This is a genomic window from Acaryochloris thomasi RCC1774, assembly GCF_003231495.1.
In the GTDB taxonomy this organism is placed as follows: Bacteria; Cyanobacteriota; Cyanobacteriia; order Thermosynechococcales; family Thermosynechococcaceae; genus RCC1774.
In genome coordinates this window covers 510889-526674 of the sequence record NZ_PQWO01000001.1, presented here as the reverse complement: position 1 = coordinate 526674, position 15786 = coordinate 510889, and the positions used below count along the sequence as shown (strand labels likewise).

Genomic DNA, 15786 nt, shown 5'->3' with positions numbered 1-15786 from the left:
GCGGTTGGTTTTACCGGATCAGATGAGCCGATACTTGTCAGGCAAAAAAGCCAGCCGATCATGATCGGCTGGCTTTTGCTTATCTATTCAGTTGACTTGTTACCAGTAGTTTAGGCAATCAATTCAATCTGGTTGGCTTGGAGGTCGAAGGCGTTCTCTAGCTGAGCGAACTGACCGCCGCCGTTGCCAAATCCGGCTGCAGCGCCGTTGGCATCGAAATAGAGGCTACCGTCATTACTGTTGTAAGCAATCGCTGCGCCACTGCTTTCGGCCTCAGCAAAAGAGCTAACGCTTGCAAAGTCACTCACATCGATGACGCCACCGATGGCACCCATCAGCCCAAAGACAGACTGGCTTAACTCCAGTACATCATTGCTAGCGAAGTCTGTAATCGTATCAAGGCCGAGGCTGTTGAAGCCAACGTCAAATCGGAATGTATCAGACCCAGTGCCGCCTGTGAGTGTGTCATCGTTAGAACCACCTACGAGCAGGTCGTCGCCGCTGGCACCGATTAAGATATCGAAGCCACCTTGACCTTCGAGCACATCGTTGTCGTTGCCGCCGTTGAGGGAATCATTGCCAGTGCCCCCTTGTAGAAGGTCATTGCCTGCGGAGCCGACCAGAGAATCGAGGCCGCTAGCTCCGATCAGAGTATCGTTACCTGCTTGGCCAAACAGCCTGTCGTCATTGCTGCCACCGACGAGGCGATCGTTATCGAGTCCGCCTTGCAGGAGGTCATTGCCTGCAGCACCGATGAGAATATCGTTGCCGCTGCCGCCCAAGAGCGTATCGTCGCCACCTTGGCCTGAGAGGGTGTCGTTGTTGTTGCCACCGTTGAGGGAATCGTTGCCGTTGCCGCCAAACAGTCGGTCGATGCCGTTGCCGCCGAAGAGGGAATCGTTGCCGCCGTCGCCAAAGAGGGTGTCACTGTGGTTGCCGCCCAAGATGAGGTCGTTGCCGTTAAGGCCACGGATGCGATCGTTGCCATCTAAGCCTTCTAGAGTATCGTCGAGGGGGGTTCCCACAATTAGATCGGGGCCAGGAGTACCGATTTGAACGGTATCACTATTGCCATCGATGGTGATGGTGATATCTTGAGTCGTGCCATCGGCAGTAGCAACGGTGATCACATCTGTAACAGTGTCACTAGAACCCAAAGCTTCTGTATCAGCATCACTGTTATCGAGGGTGTAGGTCCAGTTGCCGGATGCGTCAATGGAGAATGTGCCGTAGGTGCCCGCTGCATCGGTTTGCACTGCGAAGTCAGTGCTGGAATCGACATCGGTGGCCATTAGGCTACCCATCGCAGTCGTAATAGCGTCATCTTCAGTGACTGCACCTGTTGTTGTGCCGGCGATGATAGCTGCATCATTAGCACCTGTGACAGTGACGGTGACCTCTTGAGTTGTGCCATCAGCTGTGGCGACAGTGAAGACATCCGTGATCATTTCATCTGCTTCTAGAGCATCGGTATCAGCATCAGCGTTGTCGAGCGTGTAAGTCCAGACTCCAGCTGCATCGATAGAGAAGGTGCCGTATGTACCAGCAGTATCAGTTTGCACAGTGAAGTCAGCGCTGGAGTCAACATCGGTTGCGTTTAGTGTGCCAGTGGCAGTTGTAGTGGTAGTGTCTTCAGTAACTGCACCTGAAATATCGCCAGTAATGATCGCTGGTTCATTGCTGACGAAGAAGCTTAATTGCCCTGTGCCAGAGACTAGATCGAGGTTGCCATCACCATCGACATCGGCAAAAGTAGGTGTAACGGAGCCAAAAGCACTTCCGAAGTTAAGCCCGTCAAAGGGGTTATTGGTGCCGGTCTGTGCGCTGAAGCTAGGGTTAGTGGCACTACCTATATTCTCAAAGTAACTGAGTGTATAGTTACCATTGCCCACCACTAGGTCAAGGTCGCCATCTCCATCCACATCGACCAATGTGGGGGAGCTGTTAATTCCCTGGCCAATACCTTCAAATGGGTTATTAGTACCGGTGATCTGGCTGAAACTTGGGCTGGTGGCACTACCTGTATTCTCAAAGTAACTGAGCTGATTGGTATCATCTCCCACCACTAGATCAAAGTCGCCATCGCCATCGATATCAGCAAAGGTAGGTGAGTTGTCATATCCCACAGAAAGCCTGCCCAAGGGGTTATTGGTGCCGGTCTGTGCGCTGAAGCTAGGGTTAGTGGCACTACCTATATTCTCAAAATACTCTAGTTGAACGCCACCATTATTTCCTCCAACTAGTAGATCAAGGTCGCTGTCGCCATCAATATCAGCAAAAGCAGGAGAGCTATCGTCTCCCACATCAATCCCGTTAAAAGGATTGTTGGTGCCGGTTTGTTCGCTATAGCTAGGGGTGGTGGCACCGCCTGTATTTTCAAAGTATCTGAGCGCACCGTCGCTATCCCCCGCTACCAGATCAAAGTCGCCGTCGCCATCTACGTCTACCAAAGTAGGATCACCCTCAATCCCCGCATCAATGCCGTCAAAGGGATTATTGGTGCCAGTTTGCTCGTTAAAAGAGGGCATAAATCGTCTCAACTAAATTAAATAACAACAGACAGATTGGATTCCTTCACCCGCGCTGAGGTCAAGGTAAAACTACTGGGACTCCCCCGCTTGAGACAGATCCCACAAATGTCAGAGTGCTTCTCCTTGTAGAAAGAACCACAACTGAAGTTAGAGCAGCAGTAAACCGCAGCGGCCTAGAAACAAGCTCCGCTGTAAAACAGTCACTTCATCAATACAAGTGGCAAGAAAGACAGATTGAGTGTTGACTGGGTGACAGAAAAATAAAATTATTTTTCAGCCCAGAGATAAAAGCCTTTGTTGTGAACGCTCTATCTTTTTTGAACCCCTTAAATACTGCAGATGATTGGCTCTCTGTATCCAAGTATGCCCAGCCAAAATCGTTAGCTATCAGGGAAATCAACCATTTTCAAAATAAAACAAACACTAATTTATACGTGTTTTCACCGTACTCATTTTGTCGCAGGTGACTATACACACCCCAAATAAGCTGTTGGGTTGCTAGAAAATCATCATTAGCCCTGCAATGCCTGCATGGCAAACGTATACACAAGACTTTTTGCGTATACCGCTATGATTTCAAGCTGCCTTCTTTCAATTAGCGTCTTGCACTGCCCCCCAGTCCCCCAATTCTGGGGGGAGAGTTTTGAGAGTTTTCATTGTGGTACCAATATTTAGAGAGTTGCTCTCACCACCACTTGAGTAGACAACTATTGAAATCAAATGGGTTAACAATAAGCTGATTCACAGCCACAATTGAACGCAAAGAGATAACAAGATAAAGCTGTTCTCCCCCCAGAATTGGGGGGCCGGGGGGCGAATGCAGTCGTGTTGCTAAATCTCACGATACGAGCAAGTGTGCGTTTGCCAACAAGACTTGTCTATTTACAGTGCTCCATTAATAAGCATTCAAAACTGACCAAACAAACGGCTGACCACCTAAACAAAAGCAGGCTCATCTTCTCTGTGCGATCGCAACCCACTCCCCCTACGATACCAGTTGAGTTAACCCAACAGCTAGACCAAGAGCATCAACGAGCAGACCAAGAACACGAAAGGGCAGAACAATTAGCGGAGCATTTGCGAAAGCTGGGTGTTGACCCAGGTTCGCTCTAAACAACTCAATTTGTTTGATCTGGGAGCTGACGCAACCACTGTTCAACCACCTGCGTAAATACAGGCGTGTTCTCCCACGGGACTCGATGGCCTGCATTTGCGATCGCAACCCACTCCACCCCACGACACGCCTCAGCCAAACGACGACCCATCGCGCAGTATTTTCGATCAAGCTCCCCAGAAATATACAAGATTGGCGGGTTCTCCAGCGCTTTTAATCGAAGTAGCAAATCCTCTTGACGGCCCTGGGAAAAAATATCGAACAGTCGCGCAATCCGCTGTCGAGAAAACTGACTTTCCTTTCGCTCAATGTTGCAGGGAATGCCATTAAAAACGGGTAGGTTATCCCACTCATTTAGGAGCGCTTGCCACGGTTCTGTTCTAAAGCGTTGGCCCCAGATTCGATCGCGCTGAAGACAGGCCTGACGGTCCTTAAAACTAGAGAGACCAGGGGATGTGCTGGTTGCGATCGCACCCTTCCACAACCCCGGATTTTGCAGCACTGCATGGAGGGCCAACCGTCCACCCAAAGAGTAGCCCAACACTACATTGCGACTGGCTCCCTCAGCCACCACCCGTTCACAGAACTGCTCTGCCCAACCCCAAAAATCCTGAGCCGTCGTTGACCACAAATCCACCGGAATAACCCTGATCGCTGGGTCTCGCCAAAGATCTCTCAGAGCCGTTTCCCAAACGCTAGGCTGCTGTAAATTACCGTGCAAACACCAAAGATGAATAGGCGAGATGTTTGCACTCTGACTCATCCCCCAACACCTGAAGGCTGCAACGACAGAACTCTAAAGGAGTTCCATGAACATCGGCAAGACCTCAACAATGCAGAACTTACCGGTTTGAACGTCACAGGTATATCTCTCCCCCCAGAATTTGGGGGCCGGGGGGGCCAATGCAGAGCTATCATAATTTCCAAGAAACCTTCGGACGGAACGAATCGCTAAACACTACTGACGCTCAATTTGGATAATATCTGTGAGAATACTGTCCAAACTGCCGTTAACGTTAATCTTCTCGATCTTGTCCGCGATCCGCTCCAGCAACTCCAGCTCCTTTAACCGCAAAGCCACCGGATTGTTCTCCATCACCTTCGCCGTATTCAGCATGCTGCGGGTCGCCGCCGTTTCTTCCCGCCGTCGAATCACATTGGCCTGCGCTGATTTCTCCGCTTCCACCACCTGACACAAAATCGCCTTGATCTCACCCGGCAAGATAATATCCTTGACGCCCACCGACTCTAGATTAATGCCATACTCTTCCACCTTGGGCAGCATGTGTTCGGCCACTGAATTATCGATAGCCCCCTTATCTTCTAATAGGGCATCCAGCGTTTTCGTGCCCACCGCTCCCCGCAGCGCAAACTGGAGTTCCTTATAGACAAACCCTTCAATATCCGCCAGCCCCGTTTTCGCCTTCACCGGATCTTCGATCCGATAGCCCGCCGTTAAGTTTAGGCGCAGCGGTACCTTATCTTTCGAGAGAATTTCCTGGCCGGAGACCTCCAGAGTCTGTAGCCGCAAATCAATGACTTCAGTGGTCAGCGATCGCCCATAGATCCACCAGCCGTGATAGCCCGGTGCCAGGGGTTCTTGAAAAGCACCTTCGTTGTAGAGCAGACCTAAATGCTGGGACGGCACCTCCAAGACATGCAGCGATCCGTAAGCGAGATCTAAGACCTCAGGTAGACCCGAAATCAACTCAGCCACCAGTGCTGCCGGGAGCTTGGCGTTAGAACTAATATCGATCACCTCGACCGTGACCCCTTTCCAGAACAGCTTGCGGCTGCAGGGTGGCAGGACGGCGATGACCTTGTTCTTGTGACGTGCGATCGCAACCTCTTGTCCCCCTAACTGCACCGCCTCACAGTAGGTCGCCACAAATTCGGGATGCTGCTCAAAGAGCACCTCTTCATTGGGGAAACTGGGGGCAGGGTGTGTGCAGTCAAAAACAGGAATCTGAACCTTACGATTGAATGTCCAAAACCCATACTCCCCCGACTCCAGCGGGCGCACAAAGTTATCCCGCTCATAGAGCATTCCCACCTGTGATTCAGAGATCTGAACAAGCGTCAGCCCCGGCAGCACTTGCTCCCGTAGCTGCTGCACAAAAGCCGTTGGTAGCTCGAAATCCTCATCCAAATTGAAAAAGTGGACCTCAACCTCAATAAAACCGCGCCAAAACACCCGCAACTGATCCGGCCCCACCGTACACCATCGCTGTCCCAGACGCACTAGCGCCGCGCTGCTAAAGGTCGTACGAACCACCGTGAAATGCTCATTGAGCTGATCGGCGTGAGACTGCAGCAGCAGCTCAAGATTTTCAAGCTGAGCCTCTGGCTGGTTGAGGTCAAACGTTCTCACATTCCAATGCCACCCTATGCGGCGGTGGATTCCAGGCTGCAGCACTTGCTGAAAGTTGCTGCGATAAAAGAGCATTCCCCGTTCATGAGGCTTGATATAAAACGACTTAAACATGCGAAGTGTTTGCAGATGATATCGACAACTTTAAGAGGACTCATTTAATTCCGGGCATATTGCAATATTTCGATCCATTGTGGGGCTGTAGTGACGTGAGAAACGATCGATAATCTTGCTTAGCACTCAAGCCCCCCCCTAGCCCCATCTAACGACTGATAGGCTACACTGAGCCGTTTAATGCTTTTCCTGTCATCTCCACGTCTCTTCTATTACTTACGGCTATCTACAAATATGGAAACTCCTAATTTTTTAATCTGGGCTGTCGTCGTGTTCGGCATCGCGGGGTTCGCCATTGTCTCCATGGTAAGAGCCTTTCGCACACCGATTGCGGTACTACCTTTTCCTGATACCGTCATCGATTTGCCTGCTATCTCCATATCAGACGCCGTGATGGCAGACTTCGTAAGTTCGGTGGCTACATACAAAACGGGTAACTACCAAGACGCGATCTCGCAAATGATGCCAGTGGTAGAGCAAGAACCAAGCTGTGCTGAAGCTTGGCACAATATCGGCCTAGCATACGCAAACGTTGGGGACAACGACAAAGCCGTCCGCAGCTTATTAAAAGCCAGTGATGCATACGAACAGCACAAAACTCAGGCTGGTATTGAGCGCCTTAAACAAGATCTGGCAATCTTAAAGGCTCAGGGATAAAGAACACTTGCACATCAAATGCTTCAAGCAGCACTCTTCAGCAATGCTACAATAGTGAACTTATTAATCAATGTACGTATAGATTCATGGCCGTCCCCAAGAAGAAGACTTCTAACTCCAAGCGCAACTCCCGCAGAGCTCACTGGAATCGTAAGGCTAATCTTGCCGCTCAGCGAGCCATGTCCACCGGGAAATCGATCCTAAGCGGACGTGCGAAAGGGTTCTACTACCCTGTTAAGGAAGACGAAGACGACGAAAAGTAAATTAGCGTCTCACGCTCGAATTCATCAAAATGGGGAGTACAAGGCTGTGCTCCCCATTTTGCGCTGTTAACGGTCCCATTTGTTCTCAGAACCCTGTCTCACAAACCGACGTCAAGTCTTCTACTTTATCTAGTGACCTAGGTTAAGACTCTCAACCCTTAGGTTGTACCGGTGAACATAACGTCAGGGAACCTACCCTGAGCTTCTTCCAGCGGACGGCGGCGGCCTTCTTCTTGCCAGTAGTTAATCACTTCTGTCGCTTGGTTCAACAGTTCGACTCTATCGACTTCGTTGATCCAGCTCTTTTTTTCCATTTCTGTCTTCAGCTCTTCCCAAGCATCAGCACGAGGCCAGAAAAAATAAGAGGTCAAGGGGCTGCTGCCGTTGCCTACAACTTGATCCACGGCGAGGGCAACGTTATCGTCGAGCCACAGTGCCTTTAAAATAAACTTGGCCAATCAAACCTCCAGAACTTAAAACTGCGTATTGAACGACATCAATTTTAACGCATTCAGGGTGTCTCGACTACGAGAAAACGTCAGTGATGTAGCATGATGGCGATCTGTTCTTAATCATTAACATGCAGGATTCTCAATCTCGGGCACTAATGGTCGTTTTTGATATTGATGGTGTTGTGCGCGATGTTGCAGGCTCCTATCGGCGAGCATTGGCTGACACCGTCGAACAATTTACCCAAGGTCAGTACCGGCCCACGATGGCAGAGATTGATGCACTCAAGGCAGAAGGCTGCTGGAACAATGACTGGAAGGCTTCTGAAGAGCTAGTTTATCGTTTTTGCAAAGCCCAAAATTTAGAGCGACCCACGATTGACTACTCTGCCCTGGTTGATTTTTTTCAAAGCCGCTATCGGGGGCAGGATTTCTCCGGCTACATCCAAAATGAACCGCTGCTCATGACCCGTGCCTATTTAGAACAGCTCACGCAAGCGAATATTGCCTGGGGTTTTTTTAGTGGAGCGACGCGTGGTTCTGCTTCCTATGTTTTAGAGCATCGGCTAGAGCTAGAGTCTCCGGTACTGGTGGCAATGGAGGATGCTCCCGGCAAACCCGATCCTACAGGGCTGATGGCGACTGTCGAGACTCTGCGAGAGGGGCAGGATTCTAATCTGTCACTGACTGTTTTTTATGTGGGCGACACGGTGGCAGATATTCAAACGGTGATTAATGCGCGATCGCAATATCCCAACATCAACTGGATCGGTGTAGGTGTGCTGCCGCCCCATGCTCAAGATTCGCCAGAGTATGCGCAGAAGTTGAAGGAAGTGGGTGCGATCGCAACTCTCAATAACGTTCAAGACCTCACGCCTGAGCTGATGCAGTCCTTCGATCATGGTTGATCTGTTGCAGACGGCTATTAACCTCGCCCACCAAGCCCACGCAGGTCAAGTTGATAAAGCCGGACAGCCTTATATCAGCCATCCCTTAAGAGTCATGCAGCAATTGTCCACAACCCCTGACAAAATTGTGGGCGTTCTCCACGATGCTGTAGAAGACTCTGAATTAACGTTGACTGAGCTACGACGGGCCGGCTTCCCTGATCGCATCGTTGCGGCCATTGATGCGATCACGAAACGAGAAGCTGAAGCCTACGAAACCTACTTAGTCGTCCCTGAAAAACCCCTTGCATTTTGAAGGTATTTTGCTGCGGCCCCTGTATATCAGAGCTTCTGGAGACCCGATTTGGAGCACATAGATTTGTGCAAACACATGGATTGGGGGCTTCAAGCAATTAAGAAAAGCGCCATTTCACCAGTTTTTGCAAGGGGCAGCGAATTTACTTGCAATTTAGATCCACATTTTAGTGCCTGAAAGGCTGGTGATATATGGGCTAATGAGGTTTTTCAGGGACGACTACTTACAGCGCGTGATTGCCAATCAGATGGCGCTACGCGTCAAAATTGTCGATATGACAGACAACATGGATCTCAGCCGCATTGCAGCACCCACGGTTCAGGATCGAGCAAGATTACAAAAATACGACAGAACTCTACCGCAGCTTAAGCAGGCACTTAAAGAGCCTTAGCCGCAATATTTCAGGAAATCTCAAGAGTGTTTTAATCTCACACCCATCAGCCACCAAGGGGATCAAGCTAGGCTGAAGGCGAACGTGTTCCGAAGGAAGTCCACCGATGTCTCAGCAACAATTTGGTCTGATCGGCCTTGCCGTGATGGGTGAAAATCTCGCTCTCAACGTGGAACGCAATGGCTTCCCCGTCGCCGTGTACAACCGCACCGCCTCTCGGACCGACGAGTTTATGAAAGAGCGCGCTGCGGGTCGAAATATCAAGCCCACCTATTCCCCAGAAGAATTGGTGGAATCCCTCGCGCAGCCTCGCCGAATTGTAATCATGGTCAAAGCCGGTGGCCCGGTTGATGCCGTTATTCAACAGCTCAAGCCCCTGCTTTCGCCTGGCGATGCCCTCATTGACGGCGGTAACTCTCTCTACGAAGATACGGTTCGTCGCACCAAAGAGTTAGAGGCAGACGGCCTACGGTTTATTGGCATGGGCGTCAGCGGTGGCGAAGAAGGAGCACTTAATGGCCCCAGTCTAATGCCGGGTGGTACTCAAGAAGCCTATACCGATCTTGAGCCGATTCTGACCAAGATTGCTGCTCAAGTTGATGACGGTCCCTGTGTGACCTATATCGGTCCAGGGGGCGCAGGTCACTACGTCAAGATGGTTCACAACGGCATTGAATATGGCGACATGCAGCTCATTGCTGAAGCCTACGATTTACTCCGATCTGTGGGGCTGACGGCGGCTCAGCTGCACGATGTCTTTGCCGACTGGAACAAGACGGATGAGCTAAATTCATTCTTGATTGAAATCACAACCGAGATCTTCACCTACATTGATCCTGACACCAAAAAGCCATTGGTGGACGTGATTATGGATAAAGCCGGTCAAAAGGGCACAGGCCGCTGGACCGTGATGAGCGCCCTAGAGCTGGGCGTGCCCATTCCCACCATTACGGCAGCGGTGAATGCGCGCATTGCTTCGTCTTACAAAGATGAGCGCATTGCAGCCTCGAAGATTCTGTCAGGCCCCACAGCGAAATATGACGGCGATCAGCAGACCTTTGTCAATCAGGTTCGGGATGCGCTGTACTGCTCTAAGATTTGCTCCTACGCTCAGGGCATGGCGCTGATGGGCGCGGCTTCTAAGGAGTTTGGCTTTAATCTCGATCTGGGCGAGATTTCCCGCATTTGGAAAGGCGGCTGCATTATTCGAGCGGGCTTTCTAGACAAGATCAAGAAAGCGTTCTCTGATGATCCGAACCTCTCCAATCTGCTGCTTGCACCTGAGTTTAAGCAGACGATTTTAGATCGCCAAGAAGCGTGGCGAGAAGTGATGGCAACCGCTGCCAAGATCGGGGTGCCGGTGCCTGCCTTTAGCGCCTCCCTTGATTACTTTGATTCCTATCGGCGTGAGCATTTGCCTCAGAACCTGACGCAGGCTCAGCGCGACTTCTTTGGTGCCCACACCTACGAGCGCGTCGATAAAGACGGTAGCTTCCACACAGAATGGACCACCATTACTGAAGCGCCCAGGGGCTAGATCTAAAGCTTCACTGGCTTGATCAGCCATTTGTTCTTGCTCATGTTGTCCTTCCCCCGATCCTGTTTGCTTCTAAGCACAGACGGGGGAGGCAATAGGGCAATTGTTATAATTTGCGGGAGCAAGGAGGCAATGTGGTTACTGTATTAACTCAACCGTCTTCTCTTATCCATGAAATCCGTATGGAACAAGTGGGGCACTTGAACCTGTTCAAGTTCAGCGAATCTTTGCAAGATCGGATGGAGAAGCTTTTAGAAAAACGGAAGGCGGATCTATTGACTTTGGAAGAAGAGACAGAACTCCAGTCCATTGGTGAACTAGACCGAATTTTTACGCACATTAACGCGATGACTGCGGCCCAGAATGCCGATTAATGAAATAGATTGGCAGTTTGTGCGAGAAAGAGCCAACTACCTATGTGAATACTGCTATGGGAGGCAGCCGGGATCTTGATTGAGGGGCTTTCTCCTATAGGGCGAGCGACTTGTAACCGCCTTGATCTTAACGATACTCGCTATCCAGAGAATGACTCTATTCAGAGTGCAAGACGCTTTTGGATTCAAGCTGGACTACATCCACCTCCAGATGAATCGATTGGGGGCGATACTAATCGCCCCTCATCTAAAGTTAAGCCTTGACTAACACAGCCTCTCCATCAATTTTGGCTTCAAAGACATCAAGGGGCTTTTCGACAGGGCCGGTGTCAATGCTGCCGTCGGGATTGAATTTAGAACCGTGACAGGGACAGATGAGCAGACTGGCATCTTTGCTCCAGTCTGCGACACAGCCCTGGTGGGCACAGGTGGCATTCACCGCAATCAGCGCTTCACTGTTGGCAGGGTCACGAAAAACAGACAAAGGACCGGCGCTAAAGTCTTTATCTGCAATCGCACCATTGGCGTCTAGATCAGCAACGGTACCGACCTCAACAAAACCATCTTCCCGGGCGGGCGCTCCTGGTGGTGGCGGTGGTGGGGCATCGGCGGGTGCATCCGCAGTCGGGGATTCAGCTGTGTCAGAAGAGCAAGCTGCGATCGCAACGGGCAAGCTCGTGGCGACGAACCCTAACCCAACCCAAGACATAAACGTTCGACGGTCCATGATATGTTCTCCAATCTGTTGGATAGTTGGGGTCATTATGCCTGATCAATATTGATTTAGACTGAATTTGCACGGATATCTGCATCATTGATCAGAAGAATCTGCATCGATTGCCCCTGCAGATCGGCTTGCGTTTGATCTATCCTGATCCTGTTTTGGAGAATAATCCCTTGCGTACAATCGCTATCATTCTTACTTTGCTGTTTCTGTTTGCCTTTCATCCGTTGGGGGTGGCAGCGGCCTCTTTAGAAGAGCAGGTTCTCCAAATTATCCGCGATCACCCGGAAGTGATCTTGGAATCAGTTCAAAACTATGAGGCGCAAAAACGGCAGGCGCAGCGACAACAGCAGCAGGGGGTTCTAAAAGAGCTGGCGAACCAGCCTCAAGTTCTGACGGGTGCATCCCCCACTAAAGGCGCACAAGATCAAGCGCTACTGCTAGAGTTCTCAGACTTTGAATGTCCCTTTTGCGCGATGTCGGCTCCAGCAGTCCGCCAGTTTGTCGAGGAGCATTCCGAGCAGGTGACCCTGGTCTATAAGCACTTCCCGCTCACAACGATTCATGACCAAGCCCAAGCTGCAGCTCAAGCCTCGTGGGCGGCCCAACAGCAGAATAAATTCTGGGAGTACCATGATGCACTGTTCGCTCAGCAAGAAGAACTTGGGGAAACGTTGTATATCGAGATTGCCCAACGGCTTGAGCTGAAAATGGAGCAATTTAATCGCGATCGCAACAGTCCTGCAGCCGCAGCCGCCATCCAAGCAGATGTCACACTCGGAGAACAGATCGGCATTGACCGCACCCCATTTTTTGTACTGGACGGTCAAGTGCTAGATTTACCCCTCAATCCTGCAGTCATGGAACAACTGCTTAAAACAACCTAGAGTCCGATACTCAGAGTCATGAGTGACCGTTAAAATGGGGTAAAGGTGTGTAGCTTTATTTCCAGCCTTAATGAAATATCATCTGTGAAATGGCGACAGATTCTATGGCGGCCATAGCCACTAAAAGCATTCAGTACCTCAGTGCAGTTGTTGTAACGGGCATGAGTGCGCTGTTAGTGCTTTCCAATCCTGGTGAGTCGGCCTACAGCGAATTTGCAACGCAGCAAACAGTGGACTTGCTGCTGCGTGATATTTGTCAGGCCAACCAGCAGCAATCTGATGTACTCGAAAAGCTGTGGGGAAATAGTTGCAAAACCTTATCCGTGGACAGCGCTGCTGATATTCAGCAGTTTGTGACTTACAACACCCAGCGCCAGAATCTCTGGCTGTTTAGCTTATATACAACGGAGCTGCCCCTACATTCCTTGAAGGTCTTGGGCATTGCCAATCAGTTTGTGGTGCTCTCCTTTACCGGATCACAAAATCTCAACTCTGGCCGCCCCCTGCCGGAGAACGCTCCACTCAGAACCGCCCGTCCACTGCATGACCGTTGAGGGAATGGGGGGCTGCCCTTCAGGAACTGTCGGAAGCGGCCAGTCCTGGGACAGCAGCACATCTGGAAACTGGTCTTGTATTTCTGCCACTGATAGCAGGGGAGGGTGATTAGATTCATTGACGCTGGTGGTGGCGAGTGGGCCCGTTTGCTGCAGAATAATTTGGGTCAGGGTCCACTGGGGGACTCTCAAACCAATCGTTCTAGCCTGAGAGCCAAGTCCTGGCGGGATGCGATCGCTGGCGGGTAGAACCAGCGTTACGGCCCCTGGCCAAGAGCGAGCCGCCATCTGCTGCCAGCACCGTTGTTCTTCTGTACTGCCTTGGACAAACGGCCAGAGTTCGCCCGGTGTTGCAGCCATCAAAATTAGAGGTTTATCCGCCGGACGATGTTTTGCAGCATAAATAGCGTGTGTCGCGGTGGGACAGGCTGCCAACGCCGGGACCGTATCGGTGGGAAAACTCACCAACCGACCAGAGCGAGCGGCCGCAACGAGCGCTGCGATGGATACTTGAGTCATGTTGATAGCCTTATCGGAGAGCAACGAGAGACAGGAGATTCACTATAGAATTAAGTGATGCCTTATTTTGATAGATACGTCACAGCCTGAATGAACTCCAGTGCAGATATTCTAATCATCGGTGGCGGTGCAATGGGGTTAGCGACAGCCATTGAGCTGGCCCGTCAAGACCGACAGGTGACTGTCCTTAGCCGTAGTTTTGAAGAAGCAGCCGTTCATGCCGCCGCCGGGATGCTGGCCCCCCAAGCAGAGGGGTTAGCTGCTAGCTCTATGCTAGACCTTTGCTTGCAAAGCCGGTCGATGTACCCCGACTGGATTCAAGGGTTAGAAGAACTCACTGGCTTAGACGCCGGGTACTGGCCCTGTGGTATTTTATCTCCCTTGTATGAGCCGCCGCCGGGTCACTCGCTCCATGCATCAGACTGGCTGCAGCCCGAGACCCTCAATCAGCGGCAGCCGGGGTTAAGCGCTGAAGTTAAAGGGGGCTGGTGGTTCCCAGATGATGCTCAGGTGAACAACAGAGCGCTGGCGCAGGTGCTCTATGCTGCAGCTCAGCAGCTTGGAGTTCAGCTTTTTGATGGCATAACGGTGAAAAAGATTCAGCATGATGCCCACCGGATTACGCAGGTTGAGACAACGGCTGGCGATTGGCAGGCCCAGACCTATGTGCTGACTACCGGGGCTTGGTCTGCAGATCTGCTGCCGGTACCGGTTTTTCCGCGTAAGGGGCAGTTGCTCTCTGTCAAGGCACAACCCCATGCCGTTCGGCTCAATCAGGTCTTGTTCGGTTCCGAAATCTACCTGGTGCCGCGCCAGGGGGGCCAGATTGTGGTGGGGGCCACGAGTGAAGATGTGGGTTTCGCGCCCCACAATACCCCTGCGGGTATTCAGCAGCTTTTGACGGCGGCGACTCGTCTATTCCCGGGTTTTGCCGACTACGTGATGGAAGAATTTTGGTGGGGCTTCCGACCCACGACACCGGATGAGCTGCCGATTCTAGGGGCGAGTCCCTATGAGAATTTAGTGCTTGCAACCGGACATTATCGCAACGGCATTTTACTCACTCCAATTACTGCTGCGCTGATTGCTGAATTGGTTCTAACGCAAACGACAGATCCTTTGCTGGAATCCTTTAGCTGGGAGCGCTTCGGCTCCTTGGGATGTCAGCATGATGCTCTAACCGCGACGGCTACATGAATTGAGGGCGAATCTTTTGTGTTTGGATGCACTGGGCTTCTAGCGTGTCCCAGTCGCCTTGCTCAATGAGCTGGGTCAACTGGTCTAGGGTCTGGCGATAGGCTCTTAAGGATTGCAGCAGTGCATCCGGGTTGTGTTCGGCCATCATGCGGGTGAGTTCGGGGTTGCCGCCTCCGACTCGGCTGGTGTCGCGGAAGCCCGAGCTGGCGAGATCTTGAGCGAGTTTGAACACGTCTGAGTCAGTCTCTTGGAGGCAGGCTGCGATCAGGGTTGTGCTTGCGATCGCAGGTAAATGAGAAATCCAGGCCACCGCGCGATCATGTTCTGCGGGGGCACATTTATACACCGTTCCCCCGAGGCTTTGGACAAGGGGTTCAACAATGGGGATAATCTCTGCTGGTGTTTCATCAACGGGTGTCAGCACATAGGAATTACCCTGAAATAAGTTTGACTGCGCGGCTTCAATGCCTGCCGCCTCAGTCCCAGACATGGGATGGCCTCCTAAAAAACGAGGCCATAGGGGATGAAGAGCATCGACGACAGAGGCTTTCACCGACCCAACATCGGTAACAATAGCATCGGTGTATAAATAGGGAATAAGCCGCTCAACAACGTTTCGCATCGATCCCAACGGTGTACAAATAAAAACAACGTCTGCTGTTGACAACAGCGACAGATCGTCGCTAGCTTGATCGACCGCTCCCCGCTGCAGCGCCAGCTCACAGGTCTGAGGCTTCCGGCTGACGCCTAAAACCTGGTGGCCTAGAGCACGGAAATCAAGTCCGAGGGAACCACCGATGAGACCTAAACCAACAATGCCAATTTTCATACAGGGAGAGAATGGGGCGTGGGACATGGGCAATAGCTACTCTATACACGCTTCTATTGACCGAAGCTGATC

17 protein-coding genes and 1 pseudogene are annotated in these 15786 nt (G+C 51.3%); 11 read left to right on the top strand and 7 right to left on the bottom strand.

The window, feature by feature from the left end:
* Window positions 1-110: 110 nt before the first annotated feature.
* The 3 genes from C1752_RS02550 to C1752_RS02535 form a co-directional block, all read right to left on the bottom strand.
* Window positions 111-2528 carry a VCBS domain-containing protein gene (locus C1752_RS02550; RefSeq protein ID WP_110984465.1) on the bottom strand — a complete coding sequence of 806 codons (2418 nt, stop codon included), beginning with the start codon at window positions 2526-2528 and terminating at the stop codon, window positions 111-113.
* Window positions 2529-3649: 1121 nt separating this feature from the next.
* Window positions 3650-4408 (bottom strand): alpha/beta fold hydrolase, encoded by a 759-nt coding sequence (locus C1752_RS02540; protein WP_110984463.1) that lies wholly within the window; start codon window positions 4406-4408, stop codon window positions 3650-3652.
* A gap of 195 nt (window positions 4409-4603) precedes the next feature.
* Window positions 4604-6130 carry a slipin family protein gene (locus tag C1752_RS02535; protein WP_110984462.1) on the bottom strand — a complete coding sequence of 509 codons (1527 nt, stop codon included), beginning with the start codon at window positions 6128-6130 and terminating at the stop codon, window positions 4604-4606.
* 234 nt (window positions 6131-6364) lie between these two features.
* Here C1752_RS02535 and C1752_RS02530 point away from each other — a divergent pair, with 234 nt between their 5' ends.
* Together C1752_RS02530 and rpmF are read left to right on the top strand one after the other, a co-directional pair.
* Entirely contained in the window at window positions 6365-6787 is a 423-nt protein-coding gene (locus tag C1752_RS02530; RefSeq protein ID WP_158534993.1) for a tetratricopeptide repeat protein, read from the top strand.
* An 86-nt stretch (window positions 6788-6873) separates the two neighbouring features.
* Window positions 6874-7050 (top strand): 50S ribosomal protein L32, encoded by a 177-nt coding sequence (gene rpmF / locus C1752_RS02525; protein WP_110984460.1) that lies wholly within the window; start codon window positions 6874-6876, stop codon window positions 7048-7050.
* A 158-nt stretch (window positions 7051-7208) separates the two neighbouring features.
* Here rpmF and C1752_RS02520 read toward each other — a convergent pair whose 3' ends face one another.
* Window positions 7209-7508 (bottom strand): 30S ribosomal protein PSRP-3, encoded by a 300-nt coding sequence (locus tag C1752_RS02520; protein WP_110984459.1) that lies wholly within the window; start codon window positions 7506-7508, stop codon window positions 7209-7211.
* A gap of 122 nt (window positions 7509-7630) precedes the next feature.
* Here C1752_RS02520 and C1752_RS02515 point away from each other — a divergent pair, with 122 nt between their 5' ends.
* The 6 genes and pseudogenes from C1752_RS02515 to C1752_RS30170 form a co-directional block, all read left to right on the top strand.
* Window positions 7631-8407, top strand: a complete 777-nt coding sequence (locus tag C1752_RS02515) for a TIGR01548 family HAD-type hydrolase (RefSeq protein WP_199464253.1) — start codon at window positions 7631-7633, stop codon at window positions 8405-8407.
* Complete coding sequence (locus C1752_RS02510) at window positions 8400-8702, top strand: HD domain-containing protein (RefSeq protein ID WP_110984457.1); 303 nt, start codon at window positions 8400-8402, stop codon at window positions 8700-8702. The genes C1752_RS02515 and C1752_RS02510 overlap by 8 nt, the downstream gene beginning before the upstream one ends.
* 199 nt (window positions 8703-8901) lie before the next feature.
* Window positions 8902-9093, top strand: coding sequence for a hypothetical protein (locus C1752_RS02505; protein WP_110984456.1), 192 nt, complete (start codon window positions 8902-8904; stop codon window positions 9091-9093).
* Between the two features lie 106 nt (window positions 9094-9199).
* Window positions 9200-10630 (top strand): NADP-dependent phosphogluconate dehydrogenase, encoded by a 1431-nt coding sequence (gene gnd, locus C1752_RS02500; RefSeq protein ID WP_110984455.1) that lies wholly within the window; start codon window positions 9200-9202, stop codon window positions 10628-10630.
* Window positions 10631-10764: 134 nt separating this feature from the next.
* Complete coding sequence (locus C1752_RS02495) at window positions 10765-11004, top strand: hypothetical protein (RefSeq protein ID WP_110984454.1); 240 nt, start codon at window positions 10765-10767, stop codon at window positions 11002-11004.
* A gap of 54 nt (window positions 11005-11058) precedes the next feature.
* Window positions 11059-11268, top strand: a pseudogene (locus tag C1752_RS30170) (hypothetical protein); the annotation flags it as partial.
* On the opposite strand, the gene C1752_RS02485 reads toward C1752_RS30170, so the two are convergent.
* On the bottom strand, window positions 11258-11767 hold the full coding sequence (locus C1752_RS02485; RefSeq protein ID WP_233501273.1) for a QcrA and Rieske domain-containing protein: 510 nt from the start codon (window positions 11765-11767) through the stop codon (window positions 11258-11260). The pseudogene C1752_RS30170 and the gene C1752_RS02485 sit on opposite strands and share 11 nt — an antisense overlap.
* A gap of 134 nt (window positions 11768-11901) precedes the next feature.
* Here C1752_RS02485 and C1752_RS02480 point away from each other — a divergent pair, with 134 nt between their 5' ends.
* Window positions 11902-12615 (top strand): DsbA family protein, encoded by a 714-nt coding sequence (locus C1752_RS02480; RefSeq protein ID WP_110984557.1) that lies wholly within the window; start codon window positions 11902-11904, stop codon window positions 12613-12615.
* Between the two features lie 89 nt (window positions 12616-12704).
* Window positions 12705-13169 (top strand): DUF4359 domain-containing protein, encoded by a 465-nt coding sequence (locus C1752_RS02475; RefSeq protein ID WP_110984453.1) that lies wholly within the window; start codon window positions 12705-12707, stop codon window positions 13167-13169.
* On the opposite strand, the gene C1752_RS02470 is transcribed toward C1752_RS02475, so the two are convergent.
* Window positions 13092-13688, bottom strand: coding sequence for an L-threonylcarbamoyladenylate synthase (locus tag C1752_RS02470; protein WP_110984452.1), 597 nt, complete (start codon window positions 13686-13688; stop codon window positions 13092-13094). The two genes, C1752_RS02475 and C1752_RS02470, sit on opposite strands and share 78 nt — an antisense overlap.
* Before the next feature lie 90 nt (window positions 13689-13778).
* Here C1752_RS02470 and thiO point away from each other — a divergent pair, with 90 nt between their 5' ends.
* The gene (thiO, locus tag C1752_RS02465; protein WP_110984451.1) at window positions 13779-14885 is read left to right on the top strand and encodes a glycine oxidase ThiO; all 1107 of its coding nucleotides are present in this window, start codon (window positions 13779-13781) and stop codon (window positions 14883-14885) included.
* Here the strand turns inward: thiO and C1752_RS02460 are convergent.
* Entirely contained in the window at window positions 14878-15714 is an 837-nt protein-coding gene (locus C1752_RS02460; RefSeq protein ID WP_110984450.1) for a prephenate/arogenate dehydrogenase, read from the bottom strand. The two genes, thiO and C1752_RS02460, sit on opposite strands and share 8 nt — an antisense overlap.
* Between the last annotated feature and the right edge of the window lie 72 nt (window positions 15715-15786).

Bases quoted from the DNA above. Each gene is read 5' to 3' on its own strand.
- C1752_RS02550 (WP_110984465.1), bottom strand. From the start codon at position 2,528: ATGCCCTCTTTTAACGAGCAAACTGGCACCAATAATCCCTTTGACGGC.
- C1752_RS02540 (WP_110984463.1), bottom strand. From the start codon at position 4,408: ATGAGTCAGAGTGCAAACATCTCGCCTATTCATCTTTGGTGTTTGCAC.
- C1752_RS02460 (WP_110984450.1), bottom strand. From the start codon at position 15,714: ATGAAAATTGGCATTGTTGGTTTAGGTCTCATCGGTGGTTCCCTCGGA.
- thiO (WP_110984451.1), top strand. From the start codon at position 13,779: ATGAACTCCAGTGCAGATATTCTAATCATCGGTGGCGGTGCAATGGGG.
- C1752_RS02485 (WP_233501273.1), bottom strand. From the start codon at position 11,767: ATGACCCCAACTATCCAACAGATTGGAGAACATATCATGGACCGTCGA.
- rpmF (WP_110984460.1), top strand. From the start codon at position 6,874: ATGGCCGTCCCCAAGAAGAAGACTTCTAACTCCAAGCGCAACTCCCGC.
- C1752_RS02470 (WP_110984452.1), bottom strand. From the start codon at position 13,688: ATGACTCAAGTATCCATCGCAGCGCTCGTTGCGGCCGCTCGCTCTGGT.
- C1752_RS02535 (WP_110984462.1), bottom strand. From the start codon at position 6,130: ATGTTTAAGTCGTTTTATATCAAGCCTCATGAACGGGGAATGCTCTTT.
- C1752_RS02510 (WP_110984457.1), top strand. From the start codon at position 8,400: ATGGTTGATCTGTTGCAGACGGCTATTAACCTCGCCCACCAAGCCCAC.
- gnd (WP_110984455.1), top strand. From the start codon at position 9,200: ATGTCTCAGCAACAATTTGGTCTGATCGGCCTTGCCGTGATGGGTGAA.
- C1752_RS02475 (WP_110984453.1), top strand. From the start codon at position 12,705: ATGGCGACAGATTCTATGGCGGCCATAGCCACTAAAAGCATTCAGTAC.
- C1752_RS02530 (WP_158534993.1), top strand. From the start codon at position 6,365: ATGGAAACTCCTAATTTTTTAATCTGGGCTGTCGTCGTGTTCGGCATC.
- C1752_RS02505 (WP_110984456.1), top strand. From the start codon at position 8,902: ATGAGGTTTTTCAGGGACGACTACTTACAGCGCGTGATTGCCAATCAG.
- C1752_RS02515 (WP_199464253.1), top strand. From the start codon at position 7,631: ATGCAGGATTCTCAATCTCGGGCACTAATGGTCGTTTTTGATATTGAT.